We start from the raw sequence: 21509 nt of genomic DNA on the forward strand, positions 1-21509 counted from the left end.
GGTTTGCCCGCACGGAAACCCGTCATGACTACTGGCGACAGCACCCAACACGAAGAAGCGGTACGGCTCGACGCGTCCGCGTTGCAGGAATTCGTCGATCGCAAATGGAACGACGAGATCGTTCCCGCGCTGACCGACTACATCGCGGTGCCCGCGAAAAGCCCCATGTTCGACGTCGACTGGGCGCGGCACGGCTTCATCGAACGCGTGGTCACGGACGCCGTCGACTGGGTGAAGGCGCAGCCCGTCAAGGGCCTGAAGGTCGAAATCGTGCGCCTTGCCGGACGCACGCCGGTGATCTTCTTCGAAGCGCCCGCCACGCGCTCGGGCAGCACCGAAACGGTCGTGCTCTACGGTCACCTCGACAAGCAGCCGGAATTCGAAGGCTGGCGCAGCGACCTCGGTCCGTGGACGCCCAAGCTCGAAGACGACAAGCTCTACGGCCGCGGCGGCGCCGACGACGGTTACGCCACGTACGCCAGCATCACCGCGATCGCGGCGCTGGATGCGCAGGGCGTCGAGCGGCCGCGCTGCGTCGGCATTATCGAGACGTGCGAGGAATCGGGCAGCTACGACTTGCTGCCGTACATCGATGCATTGCGCGACCGGCTCGGCGACGTCGGCCTCGTGATCTGCCTCGATTCGGGCGCGGGCAACTACGATCAACTGTGGCTGACCACGTCGCTGCGCGGCCTCGTCGCCGGCGATCTGGAAGTGCAGGTGCTGGAAGAAGGGCTGCATTCGGGCGGCTACGGCGGCATCGCGCCGTCGACGTTCCGCATCATGCGGCAACTCTTCGAGCGGCTCGAAGACGCGGCCAGCGGCAATCTGCTGCCGAAGGATTTTCATTGCCCGATTCCGTTGCAACGGCTGCGCGAAGCCGAAGCGACAGCGCACATTCTCGGCGACGACGTCTGGAAGAAGCTGCCGTGGAGTTGCGGTCAGGACGGCGGCAGCGTGCTGCCGACCACGACCGATCCGAAAGAGGCGCTCCTCAATTCGACGTGGCGTCCTTCGCTGACGGTGACGGGCGCGGCCGGCCTTCCGGCGCTCGCCGATGCCGGCAATGTCCTCGCGCCGCGCACGGCGTTCAAGCTGTCGTTGCGCCTGCCGCCGCTCGTCGAGGCGACGGAAGCGGTCGCGCAACTCAAGTCGTTGCTCGAATTCGATCCCCCGTACAACGCGAAAGTCACGTTCAAGCCCGAGGCCGGCGCGGCGACGGGCTGGAGCGCGCCGGAGCTTGCGCCGTGGCTGGCGTCGTCGCTGAACGATGCGTCGCGTCATCACTTTGGCGCGGATGTCGCGTATATCGGGCAGGGCGGCACGATTCCGCTCATGAACACGCTGAAGGAGGGCTTCCCGCGTTCGCAGTTCATGGTGTGCGGCGTGCTCGGGCCGAAGTCCAACGCGCACGGACCGAACGAATTCCTGCACGTCCCGTACGCGAGGAAGCTGACGGCGGCGGTGGCCGAAGTGATCGCCGCCGCGCCCTGAGTTGTATCGACTTCTTCTTGCTTCACGGACGCCCGCTGCTCGCGGGCGTTTTTTCGCCTGTTCTTAGCGAATTCCTAAAATGGAACTGGTCAGGCCAGTTGATCGTCTGTAAAGTGGAAGGCCGCGCGCTTCCGGAGAAAGCGCCGCCCAGCCATCGATCAAGGAGACGAGAGTCGCAATGAACGAAACCAGCAAATCCGAACAACGCATTGCCGCCGATACCCTGCACGCCTACGTTCGCGCCATCTGGGAAAGCGCCGGCAGCGCGCCGCGCGAAGCGGAACTGGTCGCGGATCACCTCGTGATGTCCAACCTGTCGGGCCACGATTCGCACGGCGTCGGGATGATCCCGCGCTATGTGTCGTCGCTCGGGGACGGCGAGCTGCAACTGAACACGCACGCGGAAATCGTCCGCGACGCAGGCGCGGTGCTGACCGTCGACGGCCGCAAGGGGTTCGGTCAAGTCGTGGCCTACGAAGCGATGGAGCACGGTATCGAGCGCGCGAAGAAGTTCGGCGTGTGCGCGGTCGGCCTGCGCAACGCGCATCACATCGGGCGCATCGGCCATTGGGCGGAGCAGTGCGCGAAGGCGGGACTGGTGTCGTTCCACTTCGTCAACGTGGCGGGCGACCCGCTCGTCGCGCCGTTCGGCGGCATCGACCGGCGCTTCGGCACGAATCCGTTCTGCGCGGCGTATCCGCGCGAGGGCAAGAATCCGCTCGTGCTCGACTTCGCGACGGCGGGCATCGCATATGGCAAGACGCGCGTGGCCTACAACAAGGGCGTCACGGTTGCGCCGGGCATGCTGCTCGACCACGAAGGGCGCCCGACCGTCGAGCCGAAAGTCATGCACGAAGAGCCGTTCGGCACGCTGACGGCGTTCGGTCTGCACAAGGGTTCCGGGCTCGCCGCGCTGTGCGAGATCTTCGGCGGGGCGCTGTCGGGCGGCTACACGACGCACGAGAGCACGCTGCAAAAGACGAGCGCAATCATGAACTGCATGACCTCCGTGATTCTCGATCCCAATGCCTTCGACGCTCCCGCCGCTCAAGCCGAAGCCGAGGCCTTCCTCGAATGGATGAAGGCATCGCCGCACGGTGAAGGCGTCGAATCGATCTACGCGCCGGGCGAGCCGGAAGACGCGCGTCGCGCGGAACGCGGTGCGAACGGCGTGCCGATCGATCCGACCACGTGGAAGCAGATTCGTGAATCGGCGCAGAAATCGGGCATGGCGGAAGCGGAAATCGAGAAATTCGCGAGTGCGCTGAAGTAAGCCGCACGCGTCCGTCAGCTCGATCGGCGCGCGGCAAATTGGTCAAGCCAATTTCGCCGCGCGTCGTGTGATGGATCAGCGCACCATGTCTCGCTCGATCCATTCGATCACCGACGTCCGCTTCGGCTGCCAGCCGAGCAACGTGCGGGCGCGTTCACCGCGCACGCGGCTATTCGAACCGAGCCCGTACGACGCCATTTCGTAGCCCCATTCCTCGATCGCCTGTTCGAGCGGCCAGTCTTCCGGTCCGCGCAGGCCGAGCGCCTTCGCCATCGCGGCGGTCATGTCGCGGAACTGCGCTTCGCCGCTTTCGATGAAATAGAACGTGCCCGCCGGCGTTTTTTCGAGCGCGCGGCGATAGGCATCGACGACATCGTCGATATGCACGTTCGACCAGATGTTCAGCCCGCGTCCCACGTGACGCACGACGCCGCTCTTCTTCGCCTGCCGTTCGAGGCGCGGCAACTGCACGCTCGCGGTGTCGGGAATTGCGCCGTGGCCGTAGATTAGCGTGTTGCAGAGGACGGCCGAGCGCACGCCGCGCTTGGCGGCATCCAGCACGAGATTGTCGATGGCGACGCGCGGCGCCTTGTCGGCGGTCGGCTTCGGCAGCGTGTCTTCCGTATAGATGGAATCCGATGCCTCGCCGCCCGACGCGTCCCCGACGATGCTCGATCCGCTCGTATGCAGGAAGGGCTTATTCGAGCCTTCGAGCGCGCTCGTCAACGCTTCGACCGCGCCGCGATGATCGCTGCTGGCGGCGTTGATGACGGCATCGGCTGCGCGCGCTTCGGCGGCGAGCAGGGCGGCGTCATCCAGACTGCCGACGACCGGCTCAATGCCCGCGCGCTTCAACGCGTCGCTTTGTTCCGCCCGGCGAATCAGCCCGCGCACCCGGTGACCGTCGTGCGCGAGTCCCGCCGCAATGGAACCGCCGATGAAACCGCCCGCGCCCGTAATGAAAATATTCATGAAGTTACTCCGCTAAATGAATCAGTGCGCACAGTATGGTTCGCTTCGACTTTCGCAAAAAGAGTGGTAGTCTCAAAACAACCTTGACTGCCGATCAACAATCTTCGCGCGCCCGGACGAATTCCAGTGAAAACCAACACCGACGAATTGCTGGTTTTCGTCACCGTGATCGACAGCGGTTCGATGACGGCCGCCGCCGAAGCCTTGCAGCAAACCGTCTCCGGCGTGAGCCGCACGCTCACGCGCCTCGAAAAGAAGCTCGACGCGACGCTCGTGCGCCGTACCACCCGCCGCCTGCAACTCACGGACGAAGGCGAACTTTTTCTGACCCGCGCCCGCGCGATCCTCGCCGCGATGGACGACGCCGAAGAAGCCATCTCGCGGCAGCGCGAGCGTCCCGCCGGGCGGCTGCGCGTGGACGCGGCGTCGCCTTTCATGCTTCATTGCGTCGTGCCGCACGTGAAGGCGTTCGCCACGCTCTACCCGGAGATATCGCTCGAACTGACGAGCAACGAACGCATCGTCGACTTGCTGGAGCAACGCGTGGATATCGCGATTCGTATCGGCGCGCTGCAGGATTCCACGCTGCATGCGCGCACGCTCGGCAGCAGCCGGCTGCGCGTGCTCGCGAGTCCCGCTTATCTCGCGGAACACGGCGAACCGCGCGACGTCGACGAACTCGCGCGTGCGAGGCTCATCGGCTTCACCGCGCCGGAAAGCCTCAACGACTGGCCCTTGCGTGATGGACGCGACGGCCGCGGCGCCGCTTTCGTGACGATCAAACCGGCGGTTTGGGCCTCCAGCGGCGAAACTATCCGGCAAATCGCAATCGACGGCGGCGGCATTGCGTGTCTCGCCGACTTCATGACCGCCGCCGATGTCGAAGCCGGCCGCCTTCGCACGATTCTCGACGACGCGCTCGAGGACGTTCGGCAGCCGATCAGCGCGGTGTACTACCAGAGCGAATCGCTTGCGGCGCGCACACGCGCGTTCCTGGATTTCCTTTCCAACAAACTGACGCTCTGATCCATCGACCTTTAACTCATCAATCCGACCATGCCACCGATAGAAGCCATCAACGCTCCCGGCCTGCCGATTCCTGCCGGTCACTACAGTCACGCGACGCGCGCCGGCAACCTCGTCTGCGTGTCTGGCCAATTGCCGATGCGCCCCGACGGCACGCACACCGGCGACCGGCCGTTCGAAGAGCAGGCCGAGCAGACCTTGCTCAATCTGCGGACCGTGCTGGAAGCGGCGGGCGCGAGCCTCAACGACTGCATCGAAGTGACGGTCTATCTCGTCGGCGTCGAGCACTGGAAGGCGTTCAACGAGATCTACGCGCGGCACTTCGGCGACTGGAAGCCCGCGCGCGCCGTCGTGCCGGTCGGCGCGCTGCACTACGGCTATCTGCTCGAAATTTCGGCGCGTGCGTGGGTTGAGCCCGTCTAGGCCAGATCGAGCGCGTGCGTGAGGTCGCCGAGCGGCGCTTCGCCATTCGCCGCGAATGCGCGATCGCGGGCGGCGACGCCGTCCAGCGGCGCCAAATCATGCACGCGCGAAATGAAGCGCAGGATCGAGTTCGTGTCGTAGACGGTGTGATCGACGTACGCCTTCTTCGCCAGCGGCGACACGACGAGCGCCGGAATGCGCGAACCCGGTCCCCAGCGATCGCCCTTCGGCGGCGCAACGTGGTCCCACCAGCCGCCGTTTTCGTCGACGGTCACGATCACGACCGTGTTCTCCCACTGCGGCCCGCGCCGGATGTGCTCGATCACGCTGGTGATATGACGGTCGCCCGACGCGACGTCCGCATACCCCGCGTGCATGTTGAGATTGCCTTGCGGCTTGTAGAACGTGACGGGCGGCAGGCGGCCCGCGTCGATGTCGGCGAGCAGCTTGTTGGACGAGGGATCGTCGCCGAGGCCGGCGTCGCGCAGATGCCGCTCGCGTGCGGCCGTACCCGGCGCGAAGTTTCGGAAGTAGTTGAACGGCTGGTGATGGTACTGAAAGTCCGGCACCGCGCCGGTATCGCGATGATCGAGCGCGTATTGCCAAGCGCCGCTATACCACGCCCAGTCGATGCCTTTTTCCGACAGGCGATCGCCAATGGTGGCGTACGTCTGCGGCGGCAACACGAGCGCGTTCGATGTGTCCGCGAAACGAGGATCGCCGCCCGGCGCGGGCTTGACATTGCTCGGCTGATACGGCGCGAACATGGTGTTGACCGCGTAGCCGTCGGCGGTGAGCGAGCCGTCGCGCACGAATTTGGGCGGTCCTTCCAGCGCGGACTTCGGCGAATCGGGCGCGAGCTTCAGCCGCGAGCCGGTCGGGTCGTTGCCTTCCACGACGGCCAGAAGCTTCGCGGCCGGGCCGTTGCGCGCATCGGCATAAAACGGCGCCTGTGCCGAAATCAGGAAGATGTGATTCAGCCAGGAACCGCCGAAGGCGGACATGAAGAAGTTGTCGCACAGCGTGTATTGCTGTGCGAGTCCCCAGAGCTTCAGCGTGTCCGGCGAGTTCCGGTAATGCCCCATGACGAGGCCGCCCGAGTCGCCCCACGCTGCGAACTGATTGTTGCGCCCGGCGTTGATCTGCATCTGATTCTGATAGAAGCGATGCACGAGATCCCGCGTAATGACGCCGTTCGGCAGCGGCTCGCCGTGTGCGTCCGCGAGCCGGAATGGGCCGTTGCGCAAACTGTTGATCTGATTTTCAGCAATTGCATACCGCTTTCCATCGACTTCCTGCGCCTGCGGGACGAGTCCGCCCCAGATTTTCGGCAGCGTGGGCAGCGGCGTGACGCCGTCGCGGTCGAGTTGCGTGTACTGCGACGCCGCGACGGCCGAAAGCGGATATTGCACGCCCGGAAAGTCGCCATAGAGATTGGTGAAGCTGCGGTTCTCGGCGTAGATCACGACGATCTGCCGAACCTTCGCGGCGAGCGTGCGGTCCAGCGAAGCATCGGCGGCGGTCTTGGGCGTGGACGGCTTGGGATCGAACAGGTTGCATCCGCCGAGTGACAGGCCGGCAAGACCGACGCCGGCTGCAATGAGCCGCCGCCGCGCGGGATCGGCGGGCGCGTCGTTTTCCGTGGGAAGGTCCTGATGCGGATGCTCGTGCTCTTTCATTGCCTGACTCCTCGTGAACATGCGGGCGGGCGCGGACCGGCGCTCGCATTATCGACGGCAGAAGATGACGCACGCATGGCACTACGCCGCGCTGCGCCGCCGGAATGGCCGTGCGCTTTGCCTGGCAAGCACGTCGACCGATTGACAGCGCATGATGCCGCATCGTCCCGGCGCGTGATAGTCGGTCAAACGGCATAGGCAAAGCCAGGAAAAGCTTGCGAATGCGCTTATGCCATTTGGCCGACTGGAAACTCTCGAACGGGGTGACTAACATCCTCAACTGAACACGAGCTTCGCTCCGACGAGAACCAGCGTCGCGGCGAGTACGTGGCGCAGCAGCGCTTCGGGCGCCTTCGAAGACAGCGCGCTGCCAATGGCAATGCCCGGGATCGAGCCCACGAGGAGCGAAAGGAGCAGCGCCCAGTCAACGGAGCCGACCATCCAGTGCCCGGCACCGGCAATGAGCGTCAGCGGCACGGCGTGCGCCACGTCCGAACCGACAATGCGCGCCGTCGCAAGGCGCGGATAGATCAGCAGCAGGACCGTGACGCCAATCGCGCCGGCGCCCACGGAGGTAATCGAAACGAGCACGCCGAGAATTGCTCCGGTCAGCACGGTCCACGCGGTCATGCGCGCCGGATTGTCCGGGCGGTCGTGGCCCTTTTTGTAAGCGAGGCGCGCGAGTTGCGGCCGGAATATGAGCGAAACGGCCGTGACGAGCAGGGCGGTGCCGAGAATCGACTGGATGAGCCGCGCCGTGTCGGGCGAGGTTATGCCGTGCCGGTGCAGGAAATACAGGGTGAGCGCCGCGGCCGGCACGCTGCCTGCGGCGAGCCGGCCGGTGATGCGCCAGTCGACCGACCCTTTCAGGCCGTGCACGAGCGTGCCAGCGGTCTTCGTGGCGGCGGCGTAGAGCAGGTCGGTGCCGACCGCCGTCGCGGGATGTATGCCGAACAGCAGCACGAGTAGCGGCGTCATCAGCGAGCCGCCGCCCACGCCCGTCAGGCCGACGAGGAATCCGACCGCGAGCCCGGAGACGGAATAGAGTAAGTCGATATGCGGAAATGACATCGATCGGAGAGAACCCGTCAGGCGAGGGGGAGTCGAAAAACCGTCGATGATAGCCGGTAAGCCGTCCAATTGCTGCATGAAGGCCGCGTCTGGCCCACGGACTGCGGGCTGTGTGAGCCGGGCGGCGGAACATCGCTGTCTGCCCAAAATGCCGCCGGATGGTCTTTCAAGTCACTTTCAGGATGGTGCAATGGATACGAAGCAACAGACGCAGCAACCGACCCAACAGCAACAACAACAGCAGCAACAGCAGCAGTCGGCGACGACGGACGAGGCGTTCATTCCCACTGAACACGCGAACATGCCGAACGAGCGTCAGTTCGTCCTGAAATCCGGCAATACCTTCGCCGTCTACGATACAAACGGCGACATTCGCGGCGGCGACGACGGCCTGTTCGTCAACGATACGCGCGTGCTGTCGGAACTCGTGCTGAGCTTCGGCGGCCGCGCGCCTTCGTTGCTGTCGGGCAGCGTATCGAGCGATAACGCGGTGTTCACGGCGCATCTGACGAACCGTCCGCTTCCGCCCATCGGCGGGGCGCGCACGCCGGAGGGCGTGATTCACGTCGAGCGCAAGCGTGTGCTGTCGGGGCACGTGCTGCACGAGAGCATCGTGTTGACGAATTACGGCACGGAACCATCCACGGTGCCTATTTCGATTTCGTACGCGGCTGATTTCCTCGACATGTTCGAAGTGCGCGGCACGAAGCGGCCCAAGCGCGGCAAGCTATGGCCGCCCGCCGTCGAGAATGGCGAAGTCGTGCTGCGTTATGTGGGACTCGACGAAGTCGAGCGCGTTGCGCGCATTCAGTTCACGCCCGCGCCGGATTCGCTCTCGCCAACGCGCGCCGATTACGCGCTGCACATCCAGTCGGAGACGGCGATCTCGGTGTATCTGTCGGTCACGGCCGTCACACGCGCCCTGAGCGACGCCAGCGACGAAAGCAAGCGCAACGCCGCCGAAGCCGCGGAGTGCGTGCCGGAGTCGGGGCGGCCGGCCATCCGCGAGGCGCTCGTCGATGCGCACCGCCGCATGCGCGACAAGCGCCGCGCCAGCGCCCGCGTGCGGTCGAGCAATCCACTTTTCAGCGAATGGATCGACCGCTCCCTCGCGGACCTCGGGCTGCTGACCACCGACCTCGATACCGGCCCGTATCCCTATGCGGGCATTCCGTGGTTCTCGACCCCGTTCGGACGCGATGCGATCATCACTTCGCTGCAAATGCTTTGGCTGCATCCGGCGCTCGCGCGAGGCGTGCTGCGCTTTCTGGCGGCGCATCAGGCGCGCGAAGATTCCGCGTTTCGCGACGCCGAAATCGGCAAGATCATGCACGAGACGCGCAAGAGCGAGATGGCCGCCACGGGCGAAGTGCCGTTCGCGCTGTATTACGGCGGTGTTGACAGCACGCCGCTTTTCATCGTGCTCGCGGGCGCATATGCGCAGCGCACCGGCGACCGTGCGCTGATCGACGAACTCTGGCCAGCCTTGCAACTGGCGGCCGATTGGGTCGCGCGTCATTGCGACAAGAATCCGCACGGCCTGCTCGACTATCAGCGGGCGACCGAATACGGGCTCGCGAATCAGGGCTGGAAGGACAGCCACGACTCGGTGTTTCATGCCGACGGCAAGTTTCCCATCGGGCCGATTGCGCTGGTGGAAGTGCAGGCGTACGCATCGACGGCATTCTCGACGATGGCACGCCTCGCCCGCGAGCGCGGCGATGAACCACGCGGCGCGGATTTCGAGCGGCGCGCGGCTCACATTCGCGAGCGCGTCGAGGCGTTGTTCTGGATGCCAGAGATGGATTTCTACGGCATCGCGCTCGATGGACGCAGCGAGTTGTGCCGGGTGCTGTCGTCGAATGCGGGACATCTGCTCGCGTTCGATCTCGTCGAGAGAAAACGCGGCGAGGCTGTCGCGCGGCAACTCGAATCCGCGCTCTTTCATACCGGCTGGGGCGTGCGCACGCTCGCGGCGGGTCAGCCGCGCTTCAATCCGATGTCCTACCACAACGGTTCCGTCTGGCCGCACGACACGGCGCTCTGCGCGCGTGGTCTCGCGCGGTATGGGGATCGCCGTGCGGCGGTGGGCCTGCTTCAGGCCTTGTTCGAAGCCGCCGTCACGTTCGATATGCGGTTGCCCGAGCTTTTCTGCGGCTTCACGCGGCAGCGCGGCGAGCGGCCGATCGCGTATCCGGTCGCGTGTCTGCCGCAGGCTTGGGCGGCCGGCGCGCCGTTCATGATTCTCGAAGCGTGCCTCGGCGTGACGGTCGATGCCGTCAACGAAGAAATTCGGATCGACCGGCCGCAGTTGCCGGACGGCATCGACTGGCTGGAGATCGCGGATTTGCGGCTGGGCGACCGCGACGTTGCGATCACGTTCAGGCGGGTTGGCGGGCAGGTGGTGCCGTCGGTGGAAGGGGATGTGCGGGTGGTCGCGGTGCTTTGAGCGTTGGATTGACAGTGCAGTCGTATCTCGCCAGAAGCGCCCGAAAACAGCGCGCTTCTGGCGGCTTAACTTAACGCATGCGACCGCAGTCGCATCGCGACGCGTTACGACGACCAACCGACACCATCGCGCAGTAAAGCGCGGCGATAAGATCGCAGGAAGCGCTCAAGGACCGAGCGCTTCCGGCGACTTCCGTCGCGCATGCAAGCATGACGCCTCGCCTTGCTGTCTTCCGGACAACGCATCGCAACCAACCACGCAAAAAGGAAAGCGCTCCAAAACCGGACACTTACCGTCGTTCAAGCCATAGAGCATCAAACCGCCACGCTTCCCACATAGTTCTCGGCGAGCGCGGTCGCGGCAGCCCGCGACGTCGTTACATGCTCCAATTCGGCCACTTGCAAGCGCTGTTCGAACGGCGACGTGTCATCGAGCTTGTGCAGCATGCGCGTCATCCACCACGAGAAGTGCTCCGCGCGCCACACGCGCTTGAGCGCCGTTTCCGTGTAATGCGCGAGCTTGTCGGCGCTGCCTTCCTTGTAGAAGCCGACCAGCGCGGCTGTCAGCACGCGCACGTCCGATACCGCCAGATTCAGCCCCTTCGCGCCGGTCGGCGGCACGATGTGCGCGGCATCGCCGGCGAGGAAGAGCTTGCCGGACTGCATCGGCGTCGAAACGAAACTGCGCATGCCGACAATGTTCTTCTGGAAAATCCGGCCCTCGGTGATCTGCCAGCCGTCCGCCGTATCGACACGTGCGTGCAGTTCCGCCCAGATGCGGTCGTCGGACCAGGCATCGACGGAATCCTTCGGATCGCACTGGAAGTACATGCGCTGCACGCCCGGCGAGCGCGTGCTGATGAGCGCAAAGCCGCGATCATGCCGCGCATAGATCAGTTCGTCCGACGAAGGCGGCGCTTCGACCAGAATGCCGAACCAGCCGAACGGATACACGCGCTGATAATCCTGGCGCACCGCTTCCGGAATGGACTGCCGCGACACGCCCTGCGAGCCGTCGCATCCGATGATGAAGTCGCACTCCAGCTCTTCGTCGCGTCCTTCGTGGCGATACTTGATGCGCGGCTTGCGGTCGCTGTTCTCGGCGAAGTCGTGCAGCGACACGTTCGACACGTTGAACTTCAGCGCACCGTTCGCAGCCGTGCGCGCGGCGACCAGATCCTTGATGACTTCGTGCTGCGCATAGACCGTGATCGAATGGCCGGTCAGCTCGGTCAGCGCAATACGCCGGCGCTGTCCTTCGAACGCCAGCTCGAAGCCGTGATGCAGCGCGCCTTCCGCCTGCATGCGCGCGCCGAGGCCCGCTTCGTTCAGCAGGTCCATCGTGCCTTGTTCGAGCACGCCCGCGCGAATGGTGGATTCGATGTCCTGCTGGCTGCGCGCTTCGAGCACGACAGATTCGATACCGCGCTGATGAAGCAGATGGGAGAGCAGAAGCCCGGCCGGGCCCGCGCCGACGATGCCGACTTGAGTACGCATGAATGTCTCCGTTTGCGTCGTGATGTTGTGCGTACAGTGTCGGCATCGCGGCCATATGCCGCAACGCGATACGGCGGATAGCGTCTATCGCCTATCTCGATAAAGGCCCGAAAAGCGCCCAAAATCGGGTCCGGTGCTTGCTGAACGAGGGTAAATCCCGACTCATCATCCGCGAGGACACGACATGAACCCCAATGCTTATCCCACTCCGCCGTTGCCCGAGCAGCAGCAGGACCGCACGCCGGGCCTGACGGAGCCGATGAATCCGAAGCCCGATCACGGCGAGCAGAGCTACAAGGGAAGCGGCAGGCTGGCGGGAAAAGCGGCGCTCATCACGGGCGCGGACAGCGGCATCGGGCGCGCGGTCGCGATTGCCTATGCGCGTGAAGGCGCGGACGTCGCCATCTCGTATCTGGACGAACACGACGACGCGAAGGAAACCGCGCGCTGGGTCGAAGAAGCCGGGCGCAAGGCGCTGCTTTTGCCGGGCGACATCACCGATGGCCAGCATTGCAAGGATCTCGTCGCGAAGACGGCGGAAGCGTTCGGGCGCATCGACGTGCTCGTGAACAACGCGGCGTATCAGATGACCTACGACAGCCTCGAGGACATCAGCGACGACGAATGGGACAAGACCTATTCGACGAATATCGGCGCGATGTTCCGCATCACGAAGGCCGCGCTCGCGCACATGAAAGAGGGCGGGGCGATCGTCAACACGACGTCGGTGAACGCGGACCATCCGAATCCCGGCCTGATCGCGTACGCGAGCACGAAAGGCGCGATTCAGAACTTCACCGGCGGCCTCGCGCAGTTGCTGGCGGAGCGCGGCATCCGCGTGAACTGCGTCGCGCCGGGGCCGATCTGGACGCCGCTGATTCCGTCGACCATGCCCCCGGAAAAGGTCAAGAACTTCGGCTCGCAAGTGCCGATGAAGCGCGCCGGCCAGCCCGCCGAACTCGCCGCGGCCTACGTGATGCTCGCCTCCGACGAAGCCAGCTACATTTCCGGCGCGACGGTCGCGGTGACGGGCGGCAAGCCGATCATCTGACCGGCCCGCCGCGACCTGCGCGACGCCTTACTCGCCCGCCGCATCCTTCAGTTGATTGCGGCGGTATTCGCCTTGCCGCGTGAGCATCCAGCCGGGATATTCGGACGGCAACTGGCTCACTTCGTCGAGTGCGGCGAGTTCGTCGCCATTCAGCTTCACGTTCGTCGCCGCGATGTTGTCGTCGAGTTGCTCGATCCGCTTCGCGCCGACGATCACGCTCGTCACCACCTTCTGATGCAGCAGCCACGCGAGCGCGACCTGCGCGACGGACACGCCCTTCGTTTCCCCGATGCGCCGCATCACGTCGATGCAGTCGTACGCGCGATCGACGTTCACCGGCGGGAAATCGAACTTCGTGCGGCGGCTGCCTTCCTCCTTGCCGCCATCGCGCGTGTACTTGCCCGACAGCAAGCCGCCCGCGAGCGGACTCCACACCATCAGGCCGACGTTTTCGCTCTGTAGCAGCGGCACGATTTCGCGTTCGAGATCGCGGCCCGCGACGGTGTAATACGCCTGCAGCGATTCGAATCGCGCGAGCCCGAGCCGCTCGGAAATGCCGAGCGCCTTCATGATCTGCCACGCCGCCCAGTTCGACACGCCGATGTAGCGCACGTGGCCGTGCTGCACGAGCGTATCGAGTGCGCGCAGCGTTTCCTCGATCGGCGTGACGGGATCGAAGCCGTGAATCTGGTACAGATCGACGTGATCGAGTTGCAGGCGCTTCAGGCTTTCCTTCACGCCGTCGATGATGTGGAACCGCGACGCGCCGCGCGAATTCACGCTTTTGGTGCCCGCTTCGCCGAGAATCTTCGTCGCCACGACGACGTTCTCGCGCGGCACCTTGAGGTTCTTCAGCGCCTGTCCGGTGATGATCTCGGAGCGGCCGTCGGCGTAGACATCGGCGGTATCGATGAAATTGATGCCCGCGTCCAGCGACCGGCCGACGAGCTTGTCGGCATCCGCCTGCTGAAGCTGGCCGATGTTGTCCCAGATGCCGCCCGTGCCGCCGCCGAAGGTCATCGTGCCGAGGCACAGTTCCGAGACGAATAGACCCGTGTTGCCGAATTTCCTGTAGCGCATGGTTGCTCCCGTGTGAATGATCGGCGTGAAGCGCGCGTCGAAGTTGACGGGCGTTCGCCAGCCAATGCAGTATCGTCCGGCAACGCGGACCGTTCATAGCCTGATCCTGTCGGATCCTTGCCTTTTCCTGCAAACGCGGGGGCCTCGCGCGCGCACGAACGCGTTCGCGCGAGTAAGCTATCGACACTCTCCCACGCTCCTCTTCCCGCGGACACCATGGCGCTGAACGACACGCCCGGCCTCGCCGGCAAAGATGCTCACGATCAACCCCGCGACAGCCGCGATATGCACGATGCCCGCCGTCGCGCCGGCGCGCACGACGCGACGCTCGATCAGGCGCGCGTCGATCTCGTGTCGCTGCTCGACCGCTTCACGGCCGGCTGCGAAGGCTCGCTCGAAACGCCGGTGCCGGGCGTGTATCTGCATCGCATCACGAATCCGGGCGGGCCGAAGCCCGGCATGCAGACGCCCGCGCTCGCGCTGATTGCGCAGGGCAGCAAGCGCGTGATGGTCGGCGACGACGTCTACGTCTACGACCCGATGCACTATCTCGTCTCGTCCGTCGATCTGCCGGTGATCGGGCAGGTGACCGCCGCGAGCGAAACGGAGCCGTATCTCGGCATGCGGCTGGACCTCGACGTCGAAGAGATCACGTCGCTGATTCAGGACCAGCACCTGCCGCCCGCGACGCAGGCGGACGCCTCGCGCGGCCTCTACGTGAACCGCCTCGGCAGTTCCATGCTCGACGCCGTGCTGCGCCTTTTGCGCCTCATCGATACCCCCGAGGACGTGCCTATCGTCGCGCCGCTCGTGAAGCGCGAGATTCTGTATCGGCTATTGATGAACGGCTCCGGCGCGCGCCTGCGCCAGATCGCGCTGCAGGACAGCCAGACGCAGCGCATCGCGAAGGCCATCAAGCTGCTGCGCCAGCACTTCGACCAGCCGCTGCGCGTGGAGGACATCGCGAAAGACGTGCACATGAGCGTGTCTTCGCTGCATCATCACTTCAAGGCCGTCACGGCGATGAGCCCGCTGCAATACCAGAAGCAGTTGCGCCTGCAGGAAGCGCGCCGCCTGATGCTGCTCGATATCGCGGATGCCGCGACGGCGGCGCATCGCGTCGGCTATGAAAGCGCGTCGCAGTTCAGCCGCGAGTACAGCCGGCTGTTCGGCGCGCCGCCGCTGCGCGACACACGGCGCTGGCGCGATGCGGCGGCGGCCGGTGCATAAGGATCGATTTATTTCATCGTTTGTGGAATAGGGCGGCCGTGCCGAACGTTCCACGGATACTTCACCGCAGCCACGAAAAGGAAGATGAAATGAAGAGGCAAACCAGGTTGGCTCTTTCGGCTCTGACGGCTTTCGCGTGCGTCGCAACGGCCGCGCATGCTGCAGCGCCGAAGGAATCGAACGGCATGTTCGTCGACGAGAACGGCATGACGCTCTACACGTTCGACAAGGACAAGGCAGGCAGCCCGAGCGCGTGCACGGGCGGCTGCGCGACGGCCTGGCCCGCCGCGATGGCGAGCGGCTCGGACCAGCCGAGCGGCAAATGGACGATGGAATCGGCCGATGGCGGCAAACAGTGGGCCTACGACGGCAAGCGCGTCTACCGCTTCGGGAAGGATACGAAGCCCGGCGACAAGAACGGCGACAACTTCCGCGACGTCTGGCACGTGGTCAAGCCCTGAGCCTCGCGTGTTCGCGCGAGCCGGTTCGGGATCATGGCGATGACCTTCGAAAGCGACCTGCTCGCGCATCTTCCGCAGTTGCGGCGCTATGCGCGCGCGCTGACGGGCGATCGCGCCTGGGCCGACGATCTCGTTCAGGACGCGACCGAACGCGCACTGAATCGCGCGAGCGCGTTTCGCCCGGGCACGAACCTGCGCGCGTGGCTGTTCACGATCATGCGCAATCTCTATATCGATCAATTGCGCGGACGCCGCGACATTGCCGTCGACGATGAAACCGCGCCCTGGCGACAGATGGCCGCGCCGCGCGGCGAGGTCGACGGGCTCGTGCTGCGCGACGTGCAGCGCGCGCTGTATTGCCTGCCCGTCGAGCAACGCGAAGTGATGCTGCTCGTGTGTGTCGAGGAAATGAGCTATCAGGAGGCATCGCAAGTGCTGAACGTGCCCGCGGGCACCGTGATGTCGCGTCTTTCGCGGGCGCGCGAGCACATGCGGGTTTTGCTCGGCGAGGAAGCGGGGCGCAAGGCGTCGTCGCTGAAAGTGGTGAGGCGGTCATGACGAATCCCGAGCGCCCTTCGGACAGCACCGAGCGCGACTTGCAGGCGCTGTCGTCCTATATCGACGACGAACTCGGCGCCGACGAGCGCGACGCGCTCACGCATCGCATGGCGAACGATCCCGCAGCCGTTGCGACGGTGGCCGCGTATCGCGCGCAGGACAACGCATTGCGCGCGCTCTTCACGGGCGATCATGCCGAGCCGCACGTCATCGTGATGCGGCCGCGTGCGCGCGAGCGTTATCTGCTGGCGGCGTGCTTCCTCGTCGTGGGCATTGCGTGCGGCGTGCTGATCCACATGCTGTTGCCGACTATCGATAAAGATGCGCGTTCACGCTTCGCCGAACGCGCCGATATCGCCTATGCGGTGTATGCGCCGGAACAGCGTCATGCGGTGGAAGTGGCGGCGTCGCAGCAGGATCACCTCGTCACGTGGCTGTCGAAGCGCTTGAACCGCACGCTCACGATTCCGTCGCTGACCGAATACGGCTTTCAGCTCGTCGGCGGACGATTGCTGCCGGGCGACGAAGGCCCCGCCGCGCAGATCATGTATCAGAATGCGGCGGGCGAGCGTCTCACGCTCTACATGACGACGGTCGCGCGCAATGAAACCAAGATAAGAATGCTGCGCGATGGTCCGCGAAGAACCTACTACTGGGCGTCGGATAGCGTGGGCTATGCGCTGTCCGGACAGATCGGCGAAGCGAAGCTGCAGGCTATCGCCTATGACACATGCAAGGAACTCGGCGGCGATCCCGCGAAGTGGTAGCGCATGCATCGATTAAAAAAGCCGCAGCGGAGGGTACACGCTGCGGCTTAATCATTAACGATGCGCGGGTTCGAAATGATGCGGATGATGACGTTCCCACTCCGTACGCGCCCAGTAGCGGTGGCCGTCCCAGTAACGATCGCCGTGCCAGCCGACCGTGACCGCGTGATGATGATCGTGATACACCTCGGCCGATGCGACGTTCACGAGGCCGAGTCCCAGCGATGCAGCAAGCGATGCGATCAGCAGGCTTTTCTTTGTCTTGTCGAACATGGTTTTGCTCCTTCGAGTTATCGAGTTCGCTGGATCAGCGGTAGTAGTCGTGATGATGGTGATAACCGCCGCCATCATCCGGCAGAATGATGCAGCCCGACAACGCGCTTCCCAGCAAGACGCTCAGGGCTGCAAGAATCGCCAACTTCTTCATGGGTTTCTCCGTGTGAATCCATGGAGAGGAATGTAGCTGTTGGCAAAATGACAAGCCGTGATCGTTTGTAAGCAAACGTGTTGCGTGAAATATTCACGAAGGCTGCGTGTGAACTCGCTTTGAACTTCGATGCGAACCTGGAAGGCGCAAATGTGGACACCGCCCACATTCGAGCGGGCGATGACGATGCTTTTTCTTCGAGCGATTAAGCGCAGATCAGCGAACGATCTTCGGCTTGAGATTCGGCGTCAGCGATACGCCGACGACATGACCATCGCGCACGCCGCATCGGCTATCGACGCGCGTCCATTGCGGCTTGCCGCGCGCCTTCGCGAACGCGCGCATCACGATGACCTGATCGACGGGAATGGGATTGCCGGCGTCGAAGATGGGCGTCTGGCTGTCGATCTTCGCGGACAGCACGCGTCGATCAGGGACGATCAGCGTGTCGTAACGCGGTGCGTCTTCGACCCAGCGATCGAACGCAGCGACGCATTGCACGACGGTGTCGGGAACATGCAGACGGGCGAGGTACGAATAGTCTTCCGATGCGTCGGGCGTCTCTTGCGCCTGGGCCAACTGGAACACGGAAGCTGAAAAGAGAAGCGCGGCGAGCGCCGGAGCGAAAGAGATTTTCATGCGATGACGGTGAGGATGGCGGCAGACAGCACGAAAAAACGGGAGGCGCGTATCGCATTGAAACCGCGACGATCGTGGCGGCTTCACGGAGCCACGCGCCTTTTTGAGATGTCGCGAAGTATACCGTGCGATGTTTTTATTCGTCGAGCGAATCGTGCATTTTGAATGCAAACCGAAAGGCTCGCGGCGCTGTATTCTTTGTGGCCGATAACACGAGCCAGGGTACGCGATGAAAACAGTGCGATGGTCGCAGCAGGACGGGACGGGCCTCGAACATCTGGTACTCGACACGCGGGCCGACGGCATCGTGATCGAGAGCGCGGTCGTCGGCGAGAACGATGGCGAAGCCTTCGGGCTGATGTATCGCATTGAATGCAATATGCAATGGGAGGTCACGCGTCTTGCGGTGCGGCTCGCGGGCGGCATCGCGCTGGATCTGCGGCGCAGTGACCGCAGTGACGACAACGAGGGCGCGCCCCACGTCTGGACCGATGCCGAAGGCACGCCGCAAGAGATGCTCAACGGCTGTATCGACGTGGACATCATGGCGACGCCTTTCACCAACACCTTGCCGATTCGCCGCCTGCAGTTGCAGCCCGGCGAGCGTCGCGTGATTCGCGTGGTGTATGTGAGCGTGCCGTCGATGACCGTGAGCGCCGTCGATCAGGCTTATACGTGCATCGCGCGGGAAAAAGCGCATTGGCGCTATCGCTTCGAAGGACTCGACACGGGCTTCGAGGCAGAGATCACGACGGATGACGACGGCTTCGTCACCGACTATCCCAGCCTTTTCAGGCGCATCGCGTAAAAGACGCCTCGGGGCGCGACCGGCGATAATGCGGGTCATCGAACGAATTTTTTGCACGGTACACACGATGACCACGACTCACGACACCACGAACTCCCCGCGCCTCACGAGCCTTTCGCACGGCGGCGGCTGCGGCTGCAAGATCGCGCCGGGCGTGCTGGCCGAGCTGCTCAAGCGCAGCACGCCGATGGCCGCGTTTCCCGATCTTCTCGTCGGCAACGACACCGCCGACGACGCTGCCGTCTACAAGCTCAACGACGAGCAGGCCATTGTCGCGACGACGGACTTCTTCATGCCGATCGTCGACGATCCCTTCGACTTCGGGCGCATTGCGGCGACCAATGCGCTGTCCGATGTGTACGCGATGGGCGGCAAGCCGATCCTTGCGCTCGCGCTCGTCGGCATGCCGATCAACGTGTTGCCGCACGAGGTGATCGCGCAAGTGCTGAAGGGCGGCGAAGCGGTCTGCGCGGAGGCGGGCATTCCGGTGGCGGGCGGTCATTCGATCGATTCCGTCGAGCCGATCTATGGACTCGCGGCGCTCGGCATCGTGCATCCGTCGCGTGTGAAGCGCAATGCCGCGGCACGTGCGGGCGATGTGCTCGTGCTCGGCAAGCCGCTGGGTGTCGGCGTGCTGTCGGCGGCGTTGAAGAAGGACAAGCTCGATGCCGCCGGCTATGCCGCGATGATCGCCGCCACGACGAAGCTGAATCGCCCGGGCGCGGACCTCGCGCAACTCGATGGCGTCCACGCGCTGACGGATGTGACGGGCTTCGGCCTGCTCGGTCATACGCTGGAACTGGCGCGCGGCGCGGGGCTGACGGCGCGCATCCGCTATGCGGATTTGCCGTGGCTGCCTGGCGTGCGCGAGTTCGTGGGCGAGGGCATATTCACGGGCGCGTCGGGGCGCAACTGGGCGGCGTATGGCGCGAATGTGGTGCTGGGCGATTCGATCGATGGATCGATGGAAGCGGCCCGCGCCTTGCTTACAGATCCGCAAACATCCGGCGGGCTGCTGGTCTCGTGCGCGCCCGAAGCCGTCGATGACGTGCTCGCGATTTTCCGTGCCGATGGTTTCGACCATGCAGCGGTGATCGGCGAGATGACGGACGGAGCGGGCCGCGTGGAAGTGAGATGAGCCGTCATCCAAGACGATCAAGGTGGACATGAGCGAAGAATCGCCGAAAGCCATTTTCTACGCGCTCGCCGCGAACCTGGGCATTGCCGTGTTCAAGTACGGCGCGGCCGCGTTCACGGGATCGGGCTCGATGTTCGCCGAAGCCATTCACTCGACAGCCGATTGCGGCAATCAGTTGCTGCTGCTTCTGGGCCTGAAGCGTTCGCGGGCGCCCGCGAATGCGCTACATCCGCTGGGCTCAGGGCGAGAGGTCTACTTTTATGCGCTGGTGGTGGCGCTGCTGCTGTTCTTCGTGGGCGGGGCGTTCTCGGTGTATGAGGGAGCGCATCGGCTGCTGCATCACGAGCCGTTATCGAACCCGATCGTGGCGCTGGTGATACTGGGTGTATCGGTGGTGCTGGAGGCATTTTCGCTTGCGGGCGCGCTGCGTGAGATTCGCAAGGGCGCGCCGAACAAGACGTTGTGGCGATGGTTTCGCGAGACGCGCGAGTCGGAGTTGCTGGTGGTGGCGGGCGAGGACGTAGCGGCGCTGGCGGGCCTTGCGATAGCGTTCGCGGCGGTGTTGCTGACGATGATCACGGGCAATGCGGCGTATGACGCGGCGGGATCGATAGGCGTGGGTGTGCTGCTGATGGTGATTGCGTTTTTGGTGGCACGCGAGGTGAAGTCGATGATCGTGGGTGAATCGGCGAGTCCGGAGGTGCGTCGCGCGATCGATGCGCATTTGCGCGCGAGACCGGAGATCACGCGAATCAGCAGCCTGATTACGTTGCAGTGGGGCAAGCACATAGTGGTGGCGGTGCAGGCGGAGATGATTGAGTATGCGAGTGGCCGCGCGATGATCGATGCGATCAACGTGATAGAGGAAGACTTGCAGAATGCGTTTCCGGAAATCCGCTGGGTGTTCTTCGAACCGGATGTACAAAAAGAAGCAAGTGAACGCGCAGCGGCATGAGCAACTCAGCCCGCGTGCGACGAGCGCCCGACGGTGTTAACGAGCCGAGGGGCTCGGAGGACGTGGCGCACAGTGGGCGCGGAGGGTGATTCAGGGTAGTGTCAAGCTGAGTGCCAACGTGGCTCTACGGAGTGCACGGTCAACAAAGAAACAGCGGGCGAAAAAGCTGCTTTCTTTGGTTACTTTCTTTGCAGCAGCAAAGAAAGTGACCCCCGCCCCGGGGAGGGGCAACGCCAATAGACCGACGCGAAAAAAAGAAAAATCAGGGCAAATGCGCGGGCGGCCGCGCATACCGAGTGCGAGGCGTGACCGGCGTGTCCGGCACTTGAGTGCGCCCGTGATCGGGCACTTGCGTAACGCCCATCCGAGGCAAAGGCGCAGAATCGAGAAGAGCGCTACCGGAAGCCAACGCAGAAGAAGCGACAGGCGCATCGTGCGCCGAATCCTGCGGAACACCCGCACGAACAGGAGCACTTAGTGCTACAGAAACCACACAGCAGAAACCTGCGAAA

20 protein-coding genes are annotated in these 21509 nt (G+C 64.2%); 13 read left to right on the forward strand and 7 right to left on the reverse strand.

Annotated features, from left to right (window positions below):
* The first annotated feature begins 24 nt into the window (after positions 1-24).
* Positions 25-1494 (forward strand): M20 family metallopeptidase, encoded by a 1470-nt coding sequence (locus tag NCR39_RS18065; RefSeq protein WP_250453436.1) that lies wholly within the window; start codon positions 25-27, stop codon positions 1492-1494.
* A gap of 178 nt (positions 1495-1672) precedes the next feature.
* On the forward strand, positions 1673-2767 hold the full coding sequence (locus NCR39_RS18070) for a malate/lactate/ureidoglycolate dehydrogenase (RefSeq protein ID WP_250453437.1): 1095 nt from the start codon (positions 1673-1675) through the stop codon (positions 2765-2767).
* A 75-nt stretch (positions 2768-2842) separates the two neighbouring features.
* Here NCR39_RS18070 and NCR39_RS18075 read toward each other — a convergent pair whose 3' ends face one another.
* Positions 2843-3739: an NAD-dependent epimerase/dehydratase family protein gene (locus NCR39_RS18075; RefSeq protein ID WP_250453438.1), complete on the reverse strand. Its 897-nt coding sequence runs from the start codon at positions 3737-3739 to the stop codon at positions 2843-2845.
* 126 nt (positions 3740-3865) lie between these two features.
* Between NCR39_RS18075 and NCR39_RS18080 the strand changes: the two genes are divergently transcribed.
* Both NCR39_RS18080 and NCR39_RS18085 read left to right on the forward strand, forming a co-directional pair.
* On the forward strand, positions 3866-4765 hold the full coding sequence (locus tag NCR39_RS18080) for a LysR substrate-binding domain-containing protein (protein ID WP_250453439.1): 900 nt from the start codon (positions 3866-3868) through the stop codon (positions 4763-4765).
* A 30-nt stretch (positions 4766-4795) separates the two neighbouring features.
* Positions 4796-5188, forward strand: a complete 393-nt coding sequence (locus tag NCR39_RS18085; RefSeq protein ID WP_250453440.1) for a RidA family protein — start codon at positions 4796-4798, stop codon at positions 5186-5188.
* Here the strand turns inward: NCR39_RS18085 and NCR39_RS18090 are convergent.
* A complete protein-coding gene (locus NCR39_RS18090) occupies positions 5185-6867 on the reverse strand; it encodes an acid phosphatase (protein ID WP_250453441.1) in 1683 nt (560 codons plus the stop codon). The genes NCR39_RS18085 and NCR39_RS18090 overlap by 4 nt on opposite strands.
* Positions 6868-7143: 276 nt before the next feature.
* Positions 7144-7938 carry a sulfite exporter TauE/SafE family protein gene (locus NCR39_RS18095; protein ID WP_250453668.1) on the reverse strand — a complete coding sequence of 265 codons (795 nt, stop codon included), beginning with the start codon at positions 7936-7938 and terminating at the stop codon, positions 7144-7146.
* 190 nt (positions 7939-8128) lie between these two features.
* Between NCR39_RS18095 and NCR39_RS18100 the strand changes: the two genes are divergently transcribed.
* Entirely contained in the window at positions 8129-10387 is a 2259-nt protein-coding gene (locus tag NCR39_RS18100; RefSeq protein ID WP_250453442.1) for an amylo-alpha-1,6-glucosidase, read from the forward strand.
* Positions 10388-10701: 314 nt separating this feature from the next.
* On the opposite strand, the gene NCR39_RS18105 is transcribed toward NCR39_RS18100, so the two are convergent.
* Entirely contained in the window at positions 10702-11883 is a 1182-nt protein-coding gene (locus NCR39_RS18105; RefSeq protein WP_250453443.1) for a 4-hydroxybenzoate 3-monooxygenase, read from the reverse strand.
* Positions 11884-12067: 184 nt separating this feature from the next.
* On the opposite strand from NCR39_RS18105, the gene NCR39_RS18110 reads away from it, so the two are divergent.
* Entirely contained in the window at positions 12068-12934 is an 867-nt protein-coding gene (locus NCR39_RS18110; protein ID WP_250453444.1) for an SDR family oxidoreductase, read from the forward strand.
* Between the two features lie 27 nt (positions 12935-12961).
* Here the strand turns inward: NCR39_RS18110 and NCR39_RS18115 are convergent, their stop codons facing one another.
* Positions 12962-14014, reverse strand: a complete 1053-nt coding sequence (locus tag NCR39_RS18115) for an aldo/keto reductase (protein WP_250453445.1) — start codon at positions 14012-14014, stop codon at positions 12962-12964.
* A 216-nt stretch (positions 14015-14230) separates the two neighbouring features.
* Here NCR39_RS18115 and NCR39_RS18120 point away from each other — a divergent pair, with 216 nt between their 5' ends.
* The 4 genes from NCR39_RS18120 to NCR39_RS18135 all read left to right on the forward strand — a co-directional run bounded on the left by NCR39_RS18120 (position 14231) and on the right by NCR39_RS18135 (position 17030).
* Positions 14231-15244, forward strand: coding sequence for an AraC family transcriptional regulator (locus tag NCR39_RS18120; RefSeq protein WP_250453446.1), 1014 nt, complete (start codon positions 14231-14233; stop codon positions 15242-15244).
* 89 nt (positions 15245-15333) lie between these two features.
* A complete protein-coding gene (locus tag NCR39_RS18125) occupies positions 15334-15705 on the forward strand; it encodes a COG4315 family predicted lipoprotein (protein ID WP_250453447.1) in 372 nt (123 codons plus the stop codon).
* Between the two features lie 39 nt (positions 15706-15744).
* A complete protein-coding gene (locus NCR39_RS18130) occupies positions 15745-16263 on the forward strand; it encodes an RNA polymerase sigma factor (RefSeq protein WP_250453448.1) in 519 nt (172 codons plus the stop codon).
* Entirely contained in the window at positions 16260-17030 is a 771-nt protein-coding gene (locus tag NCR39_RS18135; RefSeq protein WP_250453449.1) for an anti-sigma factor family protein, read from the forward strand. Before NCR39_RS18130 ends, NCR39_RS18135 begins: the two co-directional genes overlap by 4 nt.
* A gap of 54 nt (positions 17031-17084) precedes the next feature.
* On the opposite strand, the gene NCR39_RS18140 is transcribed toward NCR39_RS18135, so the two are convergent.
* Together NCR39_RS18140 and NCR39_RS18145 are read right to left on the reverse strand one after the other, a co-directional pair.
* Positions 17085-17303 carry a hypothetical protein gene (locus tag NCR39_RS18140; RefSeq protein ID WP_040052255.1) on the reverse strand — a complete coding sequence of 73 codons (219 nt, stop codon included), beginning with the start codon at positions 17301-17303 and terminating at the stop codon, positions 17085-17087.
* A gap of 370 nt (positions 17304-17673) precedes the next feature.
* On the reverse strand, positions 17674-18096 hold the full coding sequence (locus NCR39_RS18145) for a BspC domain-containing protein (RefSeq protein ID WP_250453450.1): 423 nt from the start codon (positions 18094-18096) through the stop codon (positions 17674-17676).
* A gap of 229 nt (positions 18097-18325) precedes the next feature.
* On the opposite strand from NCR39_RS18145, the gene NCR39_RS18150 reads away from it, so the two are divergent.
* From NCR39_RS18150 to NCR39_RS18160, 3 genes are all read left to right on the forward strand, one after another.
* Complete coding sequence (locus NCR39_RS18150; protein ID WP_250453451.1) at positions 18326-18904, forward strand: putative glycolipid-binding domain-containing protein; 579 nt, start codon at positions 18326-18328, stop codon at positions 18902-18904.
* 67 nt (positions 18905-18971) lie between these two features.
* Positions 18972-20042, forward strand: a complete 1071-nt coding sequence (gene selD / locus NCR39_RS18155) for a selenide, water dikinase SelD (protein WP_250453452.1) — start codon at positions 18972-18974, stop codon at positions 20040-20042.
* Between the two features lie 28 nt (positions 20043-20070).
* Entirely contained in the window at positions 20071-20997 is a 927-nt protein-coding gene (locus NCR39_RS18160; protein ID WP_250453453.1) for a cation diffusion facilitator family transporter, read from the forward strand.
* The last annotated feature ends 512 nt before the right edge of the window (positions 20998-21509 follow it).

Origin of the sequence: Caballeronia sp. ATUFL_M2_KS44 (assembly GCF_023630965.1) — a bacterium.
Lineage (GTDB): Bacteria > Pseudomonadota > Gammaproteobacteria > Burkholderiales > Burkholderiaceae > Caballeronia > Caballeronia concitans.

Coding starts and splice junctions, on each gene's coding strand:
- NCR39_RS18065 (WP_250453436.1), top strand. CDS start 25: ATGACTACTGGCGACAGCACCCAACACGAAGAAGCGGTACGGCTCGAC.
- NCR39_RS18070 (WP_250453437.1), top strand. CDS start 1,673: ATGAACGAAACCAGCAAATCCGAACAACGCATTGCCGCCGATACCCTG.
- NCR39_RS18075 (WP_250453438.1), bottom strand. CDS start 3,739: ATGAATATTTTCATTACGGGCGCGGGCGGTTTCATCGGCGGTTCCATT.
- NCR39_RS18085 (WP_250453440.1), top strand. CDS start 4,796: ATGCCACCGATAGAAGCCATCAACGCTCCCGGCCTGCCGATTCCTGCC.
- NCR39_RS18090 (WP_250453441.1), bottom strand. CDS start 6,867: ATGAAAGAGCACGAGCATCCGCATCAGGACCTTCCCACGGAAAACGAC.
- NCR39_RS18095 (WP_250453668.1), bottom strand. CDS start 7,938: ATGTCATTTCCGCATATCGACTTACTCTATTCCGTCTCCGGGCTCGCG.
- NCR39_RS18100 (WP_250453442.1), top strand. CDS start 8,129: ATGGATACGAAGCAACAGACGCAGCAACCGACCCAACAGCAACAACAA.
- NCR39_RS18105 (WP_250453443.1), bottom strand. CDS start 11,883: ATGCGTACTCAAGTCGGCATCGTCGGCGCGGGCCCGGCCGGGCTTCTG.
- NCR39_RS18110 (WP_250453444.1), top strand. CDS start 12,068: ATGAACCCCAATGCTTATCCCACTCCGCCGTTGCCCGAGCAGCAGCAG.
- NCR39_RS18115 (WP_250453445.1), bottom strand. CDS start 14,014: ATGCGCTACAGGAAATTCGGCAACACGGGTCTATTCGTCTCGGAACTG.
- NCR39_RS18120 (WP_250453446.1), top strand. CDS start 14,231: ATGGCGCTGAACGACACGCCCGGCCTCGCCGGCAAAGATGCTCACGAT.
- NCR39_RS18125 (WP_250453447.1), top strand. CDS start 15,334: ATGAAGAGGCAAACCAGGTTGGCTCTTTCGGCTCTGACGGCTTTCGCG.
- NCR39_RS18130 (WP_250453448.1), top strand. CDS start 15,745: ATGACCTTCGAAAGCGACCTGCTCGCGCATCTTCCGCAGTTGCGGCGC.
- NCR39_RS18135 (WP_250453449.1), top strand. CDS start 16,260: ATGACGAATCCCGAGCGCCCTTCGGACAGCACCGAGCGCGACTTGCAG.
- NCR39_RS18140 (WP_040052255.1), bottom strand. CDS start 17,303: ATGTTCGACAAGACAAAGAAAAGCCTGCTGATCGCATCGCTTGCTGCA.
- NCR39_RS18145 (WP_250453450.1), bottom strand. CDS start 18,096: ATGAAAATCTCTTTCGCTCCGGCGCTCGCCGCGCTTCTCTTTTCAGCT.
- NCR39_RS18150 (WP_250453451.1), top strand. CDS start 18,326: ATGAAAACAGTGCGATGGTCGCAGCAGGACGGGACGGGCCTCGAACAT.
- selD (WP_250453452.1), top strand. CDS start 18,972: ATGACCACGACTCACGACACCACGAACTCCCCGCGCCTCACGAGCCTT.
- NCR39_RS18160 (WP_250453453.1), top strand. CDS start 20,071: ATGAGCGAAGAATCGCCGAAAGCCATTTTCTACGCGCTCGCCGCGAAC.